Below are 13,246 nucleotides of genomic sequence, written 5' to 3' on the forward strand. Positions count from 1 at the left end.
CCATCATGAACGCTCCATCAATGCACACTTCCCGACCACAAGCCGCCTTGCCGTGGTCCGTCTACTGGATGGCCTTCGGCGCCTTCGCCATCGGCACCGAAGGCTTCATGCTTGCCGCGCTGCTGCCGGAACTGGCGACGGATCTCAGCGTCAGCGTACAGACCGCGGGCCAGCTCGTCACGGTGTTCGCGCTGGCCTACGGCCTGAGCTCGCCGGTCCTGACGGCCCTGTCCGGCAACCTGGGCCGGCGCACCCTGCTGCTGCTCAGCATGTCGGCCTTCGCCGCGGCCAACCTGCTGGCCTGGGCGGCACCGGGCTACCTGGCGCTGATGGCCGCGCGCATCCTGCTGGCAGGCGCGGCGGGCTTGTTCGTGCCCGGCGCCAATGCATTGGCCAGCGTCATCGCCGGCCCGGAGCGCCGCGGCCGTGCCATCGCGGTCGTCAATGGCGGCATCACCGTCGCCATCGCACTGGGCGTCCCGCTCGGCGCCACCATCGGCCACCGGCTCGGCTGGCGCATGACGTTCCTGGCGATCGCCGCGCTCGCCGTGGTGGCCACGCTCGGCCTGGCGCGCGGCCTGCCGCGCGGCATCGGTGCCGGCGTGGCGACGGCCACGCTGCGCGAACGCCTCGCCGTGGCGAAGCGGCCGGTGATCCTGCTGACGCTGATCAGCACCGCCTTGTGGGCCACGGGTGCCTATGTCGTCTACACCTACCTCGCCTTGTTCCTGGCGCAGGTCGCCGGATTCGGCGGCACGCAGATCAGCGCCGTGCTGTTCCTGTGGGGCGTGGCCGCGGGAATCGGCGTGATGACCGGTGGCAGCCTGGCCGACAAGCTGGGGGCCGCGCGCGTGATCGTGCCGGCCATCGGCCTCTCGGCGCTCGCCTTCCTGACGCTGTCCTTCAGCGCGGACTTCCTGTCGCCGTCGAGCGCCACGCTGCCGGTGCTCGGCGCGGTCGCTGCCTGGGGCCTGGCGCACTGGGCCTTCTATCCCGCGCAGCAGGCCAGGCTGGTGGCGCTCGCCGGCCTGCAGGCGACCCCGATCGTGCTCTCGCTCAATGCCTCGTTCATGTATCTCGGCTTCTCGGCCGGCGCGGCCCTGGGCGGCATCGTCGTCGCCAGGGCTTCGGTGGCGGACCTCGGCTGGGTCGCGGGCCTCTGCGAGATTGCCGCGCTGGGCCTTTCCGTCGCGTTGCTGCGCACGCGCAGCCGCAAGCCAGCCATGCCATGTCCCGCCGCGACCTGACACCCACATGGCATCCGACCGTTGCGATCGCCGGACACGGATTGCCGAACCAGCGCCCGCCTGAACCAGAACCACAACCACAACCAGAACCAGAACCAGAACCAGAACCCACCATGTCGAAGCTCTTTTCCCCCCTCCAGCTTGGCCCCTACAGCCTGAAGCATCGCATCGTCCACGCCCCCATGACCCGCCTGCGTTCCGATCCGGACGACACGCCGAGCGAGATGATGGCGCGGTACTACAGCCAGCGCGCCTCGGAAGGCGGGCTGATCATCACCGAGTCGTCACACACATTGCGCTCGGGCCGCGGCTACCTCGGCGGCCCGGGCATCTATGAAGACAGGCACATCGCCGGCTGGCGCAGGATCGCCGATGCTGCAAATGGGGCGCGATCTCCGACAGCAACCCCGAAGCCACCTTCGCCTATGCCGCCGGGCAGCTGAACCGCTTCGGGCTGGCCTACCTGCACGTGGTCGAGCCGCGCGTGATGGGCGTCGAGACGCTCGATGCAGATCGCCCGCCGGTGGCCGCGGTGTTCCTGCGCAAGATCTTCAAGGGACCGGTGATCGCCGCGGGCGGATTCGACAAGGCTGGCGCAGATGCGATTCTCGCCAGGGGCGATGCCGACCTGTTCGCATTCGGCCGCTTCTACGCTTCCAATCCCGATCTGCCCGAGCGCCTGCGGCGCGACCTGCCACTCGCCCCCTACGACCGCTCGGCGTTCTGGGGCGGCGACGAGCGCGCGTATGTCGACTACCCCGAATACGGCGAGGCCGGCGCACCAGATGCGCTGGCAAGCGAGGCCGGATAAGCCGCTGCGGACAGCGCCGACCGGCATGCGCTGCGGGGAGGCGCCTCCCGCCTCCCCGCACGCGGGCCCGGCGTTGCGGCGTCAGTTCGCCGCAGGCGATTGCGCGCTGTCGATGGAGGCCATCACATGGCGGCGCGCATCGAACTCCTCGGCAATCTTGTGGTCCTGGGCAAATTGCGCCTCGACATCGATATTGGCAAATTCGATGGCCCCCATGTCGGCAAACGCGTTCTGCACGCGCGGGCTCCACAGGCCGATGTCCTTGACCGTCGGGACGATGCGGCTGAACAGGCGCTGGCGGAACTGCCGCATCGTATCCGACTCCCGCACTGCCTTCGCGCACTCGTCTTCCGGCAGGCCGAGGCGGCTCCATACCTCTTTCTGGTCGAAACGGTCACGCATCAGGTAGCAGGCCTCGATCACGAAGTCTTCGCGTTCCTTCTGCTCGGCCTGGGTCAACTGCGGATAGTAGCCGCGCAACGCGGTACGCCCGAAGGCGACATGGCGCGCTTCATCCTGCATGACGTACGCATTGATCGACGCCGCCAGCGGATTCTTCGAATAGTCCCGGATCCGCTGGAACGCCGCCAGCGCCAGCCCCTCGACCAGCACCTGCATGCCGAGGTAGCAGAAGTCCCAGCGCGAGTCCGTCAGGACGCTCTCGAGCAATGACTTGAGCCCCGGCGTGATGGGATAGAGGATGCCGACCTTCTCGTGCAGCAGGCGCGAGTACGCCTCGACGTGGCGCGCTTCGTCCATGGTCTGCGTGGCCGCGTAGAACTTCGCGTCCATGCCGGGCACCATCTGGACGATCCGCGCGGACACCATGAGCGCCCCCTGCTCGCCGTGCAGGAACTGCGACAGCGAATGTGCCTGCTGGTGACGGCGCACTTCGATGCGGTCGTGCTTTCCCATCTTCTCCCACAGCGGCGTGCCGAAGATCGGGATCATGCGGTCGTCGAGTTCCTGCGGGTTCTCGGGATCCAGTTCCTGCGACCAGTCGATCCGGTCCGAAGCGTTCCACTGGTGCTTCTTGCCGGTCTCGTAGAGCTGCAGCAGCTTCGAGCCCTCGTTGTCGTACTCCCAGTTGAACTCGGTGGCCACCTGGCTGCCGATCGACCAGCCCGTCTGAACCACGGGCAGCGTGTAGCGGTGAAGCGATGACATGCAGTCTCCTTTGGCGTTCATGGGGATCGACCAGTCTCCACGCCATTCTTTGCCGGAGGTGGGATCGGTCTTGTACTTGCTCTCGGGTCCGGCTATAAACAGAATCATAATTCTGTTTCTTCTTATATCAAGGACCGCATGGGGCCGCGGGCGCGCGGCGGGCGCTTCATGCAGTTGCACCAATTGGCCGTCGCGCAGATGATTCGGGAAGCCGCAGACATGCTCCCCTGCACGCCCGGGCTTTTGCGTGCGTCGCAGCAATCCCTGGCTTGCGGTGCCGCGCGGCGGGCCGCCTTCCGGGTAAACGTGGACAGGGCGGCGCAGCGGCGCAACTGGCTGCGCTCCAGGCCGCGCTCCTGGCCGCCGGGAGCAGGAAAAACCGCGGGGCGAACCGCTGGCATTCACCTTTGACCCATGACATCCGAAACCACGACCCCGGGCGCATCGGCGGCCCCGCGCGCCGGGATGAAGCAGCCGCAGCAAGAGCGCAGCGAAGCCACCCTGAAGGCGCTGCTGTCGGCGGGCAGGACACTGATCAACGAGGCCGGGAGCCTGACCGGCTTCTCCCTCGCCGATCTCACCCGGGCCGCCTCCACTTCGGTCGGCGCTTTCTATGCGCGCTTCTCCGACAAGGAGACCTTCTGTGCGCTGGTGCTGGAAGACACCCTGGCCGAGCTGCGCGCCGCGCTCGACTTCGCCCTGGCCACCGATGCGGCCTGGACGACAGGGCCGGCCGCCGTCATCTGCGGCCGCGTCGTCGGCTTCTATGCCGGTCAGCTCCGCAGGCACAGAGGCTTGTTCGCGGCCTATATRCGGCACGGGCCGGCGCAGAACCCGCTGTGGCAACCCATTCGCGAGGCCAATCAGCGCATGCTCGACACGATGGTGCCGCGCCTGGCCCGGCATATCCCGCCCGGGCGCTTTGCACGGCAGGAAGCCGAGACCCGGATCGCCATCCAGCTGGTCGTCAGCGCGCTGACCAGCATCGTGCTRCATGCCCCCAGCGGGCTGGACCTGGACGATCCGCTGCTGGAGCACCGGCTCACCGGGATGCTGCACCGCTACCTCGCGCTGCCGGCCGACGAGCCGGCCTAGTCAGGCCCTGCCGAACCGTTCGCGGTAGTCCCTCGGGGTGATGCCCAGTTGCCGCAGGAAGGCGCGGCGCAGGCCCTCGTCGGAGCCAAAGCCGGTCCGTGCGGCAATCGCCTTGAGCGGCAGGTCGCCCTGCTCCAGCAGGCGGCGCGCGCCTTCGATGCGGGCCGACTCGACGAACGCCATCGGGCTGACGCCTGCCTCTTTCGCGAACACGCGCCGGAAATTGCGCTCGCTCATGGCTACGCGCGCCGCCATTTCCGCCAGCGTGAAATCGTGCGCCAGGTCGGACAGGATCCAGTCCTGCAGGCCGCGGATGCCGGCGTGGCTGGTCGCCTGGCTGGCCAGGTGCAGGCTGTATTGCGACTGCCCGCCCGGGCGCTTGAGATAGACCACCAGTTCGCGCGCCAGGTCCAGCGCCAGCTCGCGGCCCAGGTCTTCCTCCACCACCGCCAGCGCGAGGTCGATGCCGGCGGTGACCCCGGCCGAGGTCCACAGGTTGCCCTGGCGGATGAAGATGGCGTCGGCATCGACTTCCACCGCCGGGAAGCGCTGGTGCAGCAACGTCGCCACGCTCCAGTGCGTGGTGGCCCGGCGCCCGTCGAGCACGCCCGCCGCAGCCAGGAAGAAGGTGCCCGAGCACAGCGCGATCAGCCGGCCGATGCGCGGCGCCACTGCGCGCGCCCACGGCACGATGCCCTGCGCCTCGGCCATGGCGCGCTCGATATCGCGCGCGCCCACGATCAACGCGATATCGGGCAGCAACACGGTATCGAGCCGGGCCGTGGCCTCCAGCGTCATCAGCGTGTCGGAGCGCACCGGCCCGGCCTCCAGCGCCACCACGCGCGTGGCATAGGCCGGCGGCTGCCCGCGCTGGGCCAGGCGCACATTGGCGTAGTCGAACACCGTCATCGGGCCGACCGCCTCCATCGCCTTGAAGCCGGGGTACACCACGATATCCACCCGCCGCGGGGCGGTGAGTTCCTGCGCTTGCATTGGCCTGTCCGCAATCAAAACCGGCGATCTTAACCCGGTGCGGCAAGTGCCTCGCCGGACAGGTACAAGGATATGCACCCACCGCCTAAAGCGCTGCCCGTGCAAGCTTGTGCCAACAAATTCGTTCTGTTGCCGGGAACCGCTACTTAGCATGATGCATATCTTCCACATCCTGCAGCCCCTGCCACGACATGGCGGGCAGCACAACCGAGGAGTGCCATGCATCGAGAGCCAGGGCAGCCGTCTGCCGTCAACCGTCCCGCCGACGCCCCGCGCGCCACCGGCACCCTGAGCCGCCGCGGCTGGCTGAAGGCCGCCGGCACGCTGGCGGTGACAGGCGGCGCCGCGCCGTTCGTGTGGGCGCCGCGCGCCCGCGCCGCCGGGCAGCTCAAGCCGGTCAGGCTGGCCTGGAACGCCAGCTCGGTGTGCCTGGCGCCGGTGGCCGCGGCGCTCAAGGAGAACATCTTCCGCAACCACGGGCTGGATGTGGAACTGGTCAACTTCGGCGGCTCCACCGACCAGTTGCTCGAAGCCATCGCCACCAGGAAGGCCGATGCCGGCGTGGGCATGGCGCTGCGCTGGCTCAAGCCGCTCGAGCAGGGCTTCGACGTCAAGCTCACCGCCGCCACGCACGGCGGCTGCATGCGCCTGCTGACCACGCGCAACTCCGGCGTGACCGACCTCAAGAGCCTCAAGGGCAAGACCGTGGCGGTGAGCGACATGGCCAGCCCGGCCAAGAATTTCTTCTCCATCCTGCTGGCCAAACGCGGCATCGATCCGGTGCGCGACGTGCAATGGCGCCAGTACCCGGCCGACCTGCTCGGCATCGCCCTGGAAAAAGGCGAAGCCCAGGCCGCCGCCGACGGCGACCCGCGCACCTACCTGCTGCGCAAGGAACGCAGCCTGGTCGAGGTGGCCACCAATCTCTCCGACGAATACGCCAGCCGCGCCTGCTGCGTGCTGGGTATCCGCGGCAGCCTGATCCGCGAGGACAAGGCCACCGCCGCCGCGCTGACCCACGCCGTGCTGCAGGCGCAGGACTGGACCGTGGCCCACCCGGAGGAAACGGCCCGCCACTTCGCGGAGTTCGCCAAGGTGCCGCAGGGCGATGTGGTGGCCATGCTCCGCAGCCACACCCACGGCCATCATCCCACCGGCGCTGACCTGAAGAAGGAACTGGCGCAGTACACGGACGAACTCAAGCTGGTGTCGGTGATCCGCCCCGGCACCGATTCCACCAAATTCGCGGAGCGCATCTATGCCAACGTACTCAGCTGACGGGCAGCGCGGCGCGCACGATACCTTCGATCGCGCTTTCGATGGCAACGACGATTTCCTCGCCCTGCCCGCGCCGGCCGTCCGGCGCGTCTGGCTCGGCGGCGCGCTGGCCGCGGCGGGCTGGCTGGCGGTGGCCGCCACGGTGAAGTTCTGGCCCGAAGCGGAAGACTGGCCGCTGACGCACGAGACCGCGCAGCTGTTCGCCGGCCTGGCCGCCGTGCTGCTGGTGCTGGCCTTCGTGCAGCACCGGCTGGGCGGCGTCGGCGCCGCCTTGCGCCGTGCCGGACCATGGCTGCTGGTGCTGGCGGTGCTCACCTTTGTCTGGGAAGTGGTCACCGCCAAGCTGGGTCTGCTGCCGCGGCCCTTCTTCGCACCGCCACAGGCGCTGCTCGAAGTCTTCCTGGACGACTACGCCAAGCTGGCCGACGCCGTGGCGCACTCGCTGCGCCTGCTGGCCACCGGCTACCTGCTCGGCGCGCTGGCGGGCTTCCTCACCGGGGTGGCGATCGGCTGGTCCAGCCGCGCCGGCTACTGGGTCCACCCGGTGCTGCGCCTGCTCGGGCCGCTGCCGGCCACGGCCTGGCTGCCGATCGTGTTCTTCGCCTTTCCCAGCAGCGCCAGCGCGGCGACCTTCCTGGTGGCCCTGGCCACCTGGTTCCCGGTCACGGTGCTGACATGGTCCGGCGTGGCCGCGGTGGACCCGGCCTACTACGACGTAGCCCGCACGCTGGGCGCGAAGGAGCGCTTCCTGGTGCTCAAGGTGGCGGTTCCCGCCGCGCTGCCGAGCGTGTTCGTGGGCCTGTTCATGGGGCTCGGCGCCTCGTTCTCGGTGCTGGTGGTGGCCGAGATGCTGGGCGTCAAGTCCGGCCTTGGCTGGTATCTGCAATGGGCGCAGGGCTGGGCCGCCTACGCCAGCATGTACGGCGCGCTGCTGGTCATGGCAATCCTGTTCTCGGGCCTTATCACCCTGCTGTTCCGCTCACGCGATCGCCTGCTGGCATGGCAGAAAGGAGTCGTCAAATGGTAAGCGCTGCCGCAGCCGTGCAAGCCCCGGCAGCCGCTTCGCCGGACACATCGCTGGCCGCGGCCAGCAACGGCGTGCGCCTGACCATCGACCAGGTCAGCCACCATTTCAGCCTGCGCGACCAGGTACTGCCGGTGCTCAACCGCGTCAGCCTCACCGCCGAGCCCGGCGAGTTCGTGGCCCTGCTCGGCCCCAGTGGCTGCGGCAAGTCCACGCTGCTGCGCCTGGTGGCCGGGCTGGAAGCGCCTCGGCGCGGCACGCTGGCCGTGGATGGCGTGCCCATCAGCGGGCCGGATCCGAGCCGCGTGGTGGTGTTCCAGGATCCCACGCTCTACCCCTGGCGCACCGTGTGGGACAACGCCGCGCTCGGGCTCGAGGCGCGCGGCCTGCTGGGCAGCCAGCGCGGGCGCGTGGACGACGCACTGGCGCGCGTGGGCCTGAGCGATTTCGCCCGGGCCTATCCGCGCCAGCTCTCCGGCGGCATGGCGCAGCGCGCGGCGCTGGCGCGCGCGCTGGTCAACGAGCCGCGCCTGCTGATCCTGGACGAGCCGCTGGGCAAGCTCGATTCGCTCACGCGCCTGAGCATGCAGGGCGAACTGGTCTCGCTGTGGCAGCGCGCCGGCTTCACCGCACTGCTGGTCACGCACGACGTGGAAGAAGCGCTGCTGCTGGCCACGCGCGTGATCGTGTTCAGCGAGCGTCCCGCGCGCATCACGGCGGAACTGAAGATCGACCGTGCCTACCCACGTCACCGCGACGACCCCGAACTGATCCGGCTGCGCCGCGAGATCCTCGGCCTGCTGGGACTAGGCCAGGGATGGTAGGCCGGCGCATGCAGGGCCCACGCCCCGCACCGCGGGATCGCCATGCCGGATGAACTCTGGCACCTGCACGGCGCCTGGTGGCTTGGCGCCGACGTGCTGCCCGGACGTGCCGCAACGCCGCCGCGCCTGGCACGCGCGGCGCGGCGGATCGCCGGCATCACCCTGCGTGCCCTGGCCGGCGCCGCCTTGCTGGGCTGGCTCCTGCCAGGCTTGCCGTGGCAGCAACAGCCTGTTCCCGGCCCGCTGCTGCAACAAGCGCAGGCCCGCGGCGAGCTGGTGGTCGGCGTGCACGCCTATGCGCGCGCCACGCCGCCCGGGCGGCCGCTGGTGCCGGTGCCCGATCCCGCCGAGGCTGCGCTGGCGGCTGAGCTCGGCCGTGCGCTGGGCGTGCCGGTCAGGCTGCGCCACCTCCCCGCCCCGGCGCCCGGCGGCGATGCCGGGCCACCCGGCGCCGGCACCGACCTCGTCTTCGGCAACGCCGGTGCCGCGCGGCCGCGCGCGGCCACCGTGCATGCGCCCGCCATTCCCCCAGGCACCCTGCTGACGCTGCGCTTCACACCGGTGGACCGGCTCGGCCTGCTGGCCGGCAAGACCGCATGCGCGAGCCAGGACAGCCCTTATGCGCCCGCGCTGGCCMGCGCCGGTGCCGAATTGCGCCGCTATCCGTCCGCGCTGCAGGCGCTGCTGGCTTTCCGCCGCGGCGAGTGCGCGGCGGTGGCGGCCGACGCCGCGCTGGCCGCGCGCGTCATGCGCCTGCCCGAATGGCGTTTCTTCGCGGCAGCGCCGCTGCTGCTGCACGGCGAAGGCCCGCTGCTGACCCTGCCCCGCGCCGATTCGCAATCCGTGCGCTACCTCGAGCAGTGGCTGGCGAGCCGGCAGCGTGACGGCCAGCTCGCCCGGTGGCGCGACGCCGCCGCCGGCGAGGCGGCTTTCAACACCATGCTGGTGGAGAGCGGCCTGATCTGCCACTGAGGGCGCACCGGTGCGCCGCACACTTCGAACACACAAGCAGCAGAACATCGCGACACAGGAGCAAGAATGAGTTTGTCACCGGGCGGCACGAGCAACCGCCAGCGCATAGCGGACTGGCATCGCCAGAGCGGCTTCGCCCCCGCCTCCCTCGAACCCGATGCGGCACCCGGCCCGGCACCACGCGCCCTGCCCCCTGACGACATCCTGCGCGCGCTGTCCGAGCGCTTCGCCGCGCGCGCCGCCACCCATGACCGCGACGCCAGCTTCGCCCACGAGAACATCGCCGAACTGCATCGGCTCGGCCTGCTCTCGCTCACCGTGCCGCGCGCGCTCGGCGGCGCCGGCGCGGGGCTGGCGGAGGCACGCCGCGTGATCCACCACGTTGCCGCGGGCGACCCGTCGACGGCACTGGTGCTGGTCATGCAGACGCTGGGCCACCGCAACCTCGCCAACGACACGCAGTGGCCGCAGGCGGTGCGCGAGGCCGTGCAGCGCAGCGCGGTGGCGCATGGCGCGCTGATCAATTCGCTGCGCGTGGAGCCGGAGCTTGGCTCGCCCGCGCGCGGCGGCCTGCCCGGCACGGTGGCGCGCCGCCATGGCGACGGCTGGATCCTGTCCGGCCACAAGATCTACGCCACCGGCATCCCCGCGCTGGACTGGCTGGCCGTGTGGGGCCGCACCGACGAGGCCAGTCCGCGCACCGGGGTGTTCCTGGTGCCGCGCGACGCGCCGGGCATTACCGTGGTGCCGACCTGGGACCACCTCGGCATGCGCGCCACCGGCAGCCACGACGTGATCTTCGACAACGCCCCGCTGCCGGCCGAATACGCCGTGGACCTGCGCCAGCCGGCCGCCTGGGCCGAGCGCGTCGACCCGRCCTGGGCCACGTGGACCGCCACCCTGCTCGGCACCTTGTACGATGCCGTGGCGCGTTCGGCGCGCGACTGGTTTGCCGGCTGGCTCAACCTGCGCGCGCCCGGCAGCCTGGGCGCGCCGCTCGCCACGCTGCCGCGCTTCCAGGAAGCGGTGGGCCGCATCGACGCCTGGCTGCTGGCCAACCGCGTGCTGCTGGACCGCTTCAGCGCCGACGCGGATGCGGGCGCGCCGGCCAGCGTCACCGACAGCAACCTGCTCAAGCTCAACGTCACCGACAACGCCATCGCCGCCGTGGAGCTGGCGCTCAGGCTGGCCGGCAACCCGGCCTTGTCGCGCGGCAACCCGCTCGAGCGCCATTACCGCAACGTGCTGTGCAGCCGCATCCATACCCCGCAGAACGACGCCATCCTGGCGGGCGCGGGCGCGCAGGCCCTGCGCGCGGCCACCGGCGCCCCCGCCGCAACCTGAGACTGCCATGACCCGACCCCGCTACAGCCCGCGCCGCATCGCCATCGTCGGCGGCGGCATGGCCGGCACCCTGACCGCCATCCGCCTGCTGCGCGACAGCAGCGTGCCACTGGCCATCCACCTGTTCGAGCCGCGCGCCGAGGTAGGCCGCGGGCTGGCCTACAGCACACCGGACCCGGCGCACTACCTGAACGGGCCCGCGCTGAACTTCAGCCTGTTCCCGGAAACGCTGGAGGATTTCTCGCACTGGCTGGTCGGGCACGGCCACGCCCATGCCGCCACGGCCGACGACACCTTCGCCCCGCGCAGCGTCTATGGCGACTACCTGCGCGACACGCTGGCGCGCGCGCTGTCCGCCGCCGCCGGGCGTGCCACGCTGGAGCATGTGCGCACGGAGATCACCGACCTGACCATCGGCGTGCCGCACCGTGTGCGCGGCGCCGACGGCCGCGGCTGGGACGCCGACCATATCGTGCTGGCCACCGGCGTGCAGCCGGCACGGCCCGCGCTGGCGCAGGACCCGGCGCTCGAAGCCGACGGCCGCTATGTGCCCGATCCCTGGCAGCCGGATGCGCTGGCCGCGCTGGCCGGCGCGCGCGACATTGCGCTGGCCGGCACCAGCCTGACCATGCTCGACGTGGTGGCGACACTGGAGCGGCTCGGCTTCAGCGGCACCTACCATGCCTTCTCGCGGCGCGCGCTGTTGCCCTGGCTGCGCCACGGGGCGGGACCGTGCGACGACTTCCTTGCCGCCGCCGGGCCGGCGGCGCTGGCCGCCCCCACCGCGCGCGACGTGGTCCGCCGGGTGCGCGCCCAGTGCCGTGCGCTGACCGCGCAGGGGCTGGACTGGCAGAGCGTGCCGCCCGCGCTGCGCGCCCATATCGGCCCGCTGTGGGCAGCCGCCAGCGTGCCGGAGCGCCAGCGCTTCCTGCGTCATGCCCGGCCGTTCTGGGACAACCTGCTGCACCGGGCGGCGCCGCCCACGCATGCGGTGCTAGCGGCAGTCCGCGCGCAAGGCCGGCTGCGCGTCCATGCCGCGCGGGTCACGCGCCTGGATCGCTCGGGCGATGGCCGGCTGGCGCTGCGCCTGTCGCGCGAGCTGCCCGCGGTGCCCACGGTGGACGGGCTCGTCAACTGCACCGGCGCGGAATATGGCTGGCATGCCGGCAACGAGCGGCCGCTGGTGCGCAGCCTGCTGGCGCGCGGCCTGGTGCGCCCGGCCGCGGCGGGATCCGGCGTGGACGGCGACGCGCGCGGCATCGTGTTCGACCGCGGCGGCCGCGCGGTGCCGGGCCTCAGCGCCCTGGGCGCGCCCTTGCGCGGCGCGCTCTGGGAGTCCGGCACCATCATCGACGTGCGCAACCAGGCCGCGGCGCTGGCCGCGAGGCTGGTCGGGGAACTGGAGCTGTCTGCCTGGCCCGAGGCGGTGATCCAGGCCGAGGCAGCCTAGGCGGGCAGAAGGGCAAAAGGGCAGAAGGCCGCCGGCCGCCGCCTGAACAAGCTGCCTGACCGCGCTGTCTAATCGCGCTGTCTTAGCGCACCGCCTTCGGGCTGACGATCGGGTCAAGGCCGCTGCGCTCCACTTCCGCGCGCGCGGCCGGGGAGGCCAGGTAGCGGATCAGGGCCCGGCCCGCATCCGGATGCTCGGCGCCGACGGGCACGCCGGCGGCAAAGGTGGTGATCTTCTGCATCGACTCCGGAATCTTGCCAACGAAGGTGATGCCCTGCACCGGCAGCAGTTCGCTCACCTGCTGCAGGCCGACCTGGTAGTCGCCGCTGGCGACCACGCTGCCCACGGGGATCTTCTCGATCATATGGGCGCGGCCCTTGACCTGCTCCTCGATGCCGAGCTTCCTGAACATCTCTTTCTCGACGTACACCCCGCTCGCGCTGTCCGAATAGGCAATCGAGCCGGCCTTGAGCAAGGTGTCGCGGAAGGCGTCCACGGTGCCGATATCCGGCCTGGCCGCCCCGGCCCGCACCGCCAGCCCGATGCGCGAATCAGCCAGGTCGGTGCGGCTGTCCGGTATCACCTTGCCCTGCTTGACGAGGTCATCTAGGGCATAGCCCACCATGATCACCACGTCGGCATGCTCGCCGCGCGCCAGGCGGTTGGGAATCGCCTCGGGCGACTTGCCCATCGAGGGGCCCCAGGCCGTGCTCAGCGTGTGGCCGGTGGCCTTCTCGAAGCTCGGGCCGAGCGCCTTGTAGGCGGCGGTGAAGCCGCCCGAATTCATGACCTTGACCTCGTCGGCCAGCGCATTGCCGGCAGCCAGGACCAGGCTGGCGGCCACGGCCAGCGCCAGCGCAGGCCACGGCTGGCGGGATTGGGGAAAGGAGTGACGGACGGGCCGGCTGGCCGATGAGATAGACATATGCGCTCTCGGTGGGCATTGAAGGGAAAGACCCGCCGCCGCGGAGGTCTCGCATCGGTGTTTCGGCGGGTGGGCCGCTCATTCTATGCAAGGCCGCCGGGCCGCGATAATGCAAT

11 protein-coding genes and 1 pseudogene are annotated in these 13,246 nt (G+C 70.8%); 9 read left to right on the plus strand and 3 right to left on the minus strand.

Translation table 11 applies throughout. The features are described 5' to 3' along the window. Nucleotides 1-5: 5 nt before the first annotated feature. Both AC1DO7_RS03370 and AC1DO7_RS03375 read left to right on the plus strand, forming a co-directional pair. Nucleotides 6-1,247, plus strand: coding sequence for an MFS transporter (locus AC1DO7_RS03370; protein WP_441643253.1), 1,242 nt, complete (start codon nt 6-8; stop codon nt 1,245-1,247). Nucleotides 1,248-1,360: 113 nt separating this feature from the next. Continuing rightward, a pseudogene (locus AC1DO7_RS03375) lies at nt 1,361-2,058 on the plus strand (oxidoreductase). A gap of 81 nt (nt 2,059-2,139) precedes the next feature. On the opposite strand, the gene AC1DO7_RS03380 reads toward AC1DO7_RS03375, so the two are convergent. Continuing rightward, nucleotides 2,140-3,225, minus strand: coding sequence for a ferritin-like domain-containing protein (locus tag AC1DO7_RS03380; protein WP_441617029.1), 1,086 nt, complete (start codon nt 3,223-3,225; stop codon nt 2,140-2,142). 414 nt (nt 3,226-3,639) lie between these two features. Here AC1DO7_RS03380 and AC1DO7_RS03385 point away from each other — a divergent pair, with 414 nt between their 5' ends. Further along, entirely contained in the window at nt 3,640-4,320 is a 681-nt protein-coding gene (locus AC1DO7_RS03385; protein ID WP_477115785.1) for a TetR/AcrR family transcriptional regulator, read from the plus strand. Here AC1DO7_RS03385 and AC1DO7_RS03390 read toward each other — a convergent pair whose 3' ends face one another. After that, the gene (locus AC1DO7_RS03390) at nt 4,321-5,331 is read right to left on the minus strand and encodes a GlxA family transcriptional regulator (protein ID WP_441617033.1); all 1,011 of its coding nucleotides are present in this window, start codon (nt 5,329-5,331) and stop codon (nt 4,321-4,323) included. A gap of 201 nt (nt 5,332-5,532) precedes the next feature. On the opposite strand from AC1DO7_RS03390, the gene AC1DO7_RS03395 reads away from it, so the two are divergent. From AC1DO7_RS03395 to AC1DO7_RS03420, 6 genes are all read left to right on the plus strand, one after another. Continuing rightward, entirely contained in the window at nt 5,533-6,591 is a 1,059-nt protein-coding gene (locus AC1DO7_RS03395; RefSeq protein WP_441617035.1) for an ABC transporter substrate-binding protein, read from the plus strand. Then, nucleotides 6,572-7,618, plus strand: a complete 1,047-nt coding sequence (locus tag AC1DO7_RS03400; protein WP_441617037.1) for an ABC transporter permease — start codon at nt 6,572-6,574, stop codon at nt 7,616-7,618. The genes AC1DO7_RS03395 and AC1DO7_RS03400 overlap by 20 nt, the downstream gene beginning before the upstream one ends. After that, on the plus strand, nt 7,612-8,439 hold the full coding sequence (locus AC1DO7_RS03405) for an ABC transporter ATP-binding protein (RefSeq protein WP_441617039.1): 828 nt from the start codon (nt 7,612-7,614) through the stop codon (nt 8,437-8,439). Before AC1DO7_RS03400 ends, AC1DO7_RS03405 begins: the two co-directional genes overlap by 7 nt. A gap of 42 nt (nt 8,440-8,481) precedes the next feature. Beyond that, complete coding sequence (locus tag AC1DO7_RS03410; protein WP_477115786.1) at nt 8,482-9,411, plus strand: type 2 periplasmic-binding domain-containing protein; 930 nt, start codon at nt 8,482-8,484, stop codon at nt 9,409-9,411. A 66-nt stretch (nt 9,412-9,477) separates the two neighbouring features. Then, nucleotides 9,478-10,755 carry an acyl-CoA dehydrogenase family protein gene (locus AC1DO7_RS03415; protein ID WP_477115787.1) on the plus strand — a complete coding sequence of 426 codons (1,278 nt, stop codon included), beginning with the start codon at nt 9,478-9,480 and terminating at the stop codon, nt 10,753-10,755. A gap of 7 nt (nt 10,756-10,762) precedes the next feature. Further along, nucleotides 10,763-12,205, plus strand: a complete 1,443-nt coding sequence (locus AC1DO7_RS03420; RefSeq protein WP_441617045.1) for an FAD/NAD(P)-binding protein — start codon at nt 10,763-10,765, stop codon at nt 12,203-12,205. A gap of 82 nt (nt 12,206-12,287) precedes the next feature. On the opposite strand, the gene AC1DO7_RS03425 is transcribed toward AC1DO7_RS03420, so the two are convergent. Further along, the gene (locus AC1DO7_RS03425) at nt 12,288-13,130 is read right to left on the minus strand and encodes a substrate-binding domain-containing protein (protein ID WP_441617047.1); all 843 of its coding nucleotides are present in this window, start codon (nt 13,128-13,130) and stop codon (nt 12,288-12,290) included. Nucleotides 13,131-13,246: the final 116 nt, after the last annotated feature.

Source organism: Cupriavidus sp. 05N40 (assembly GCF_056397305.1).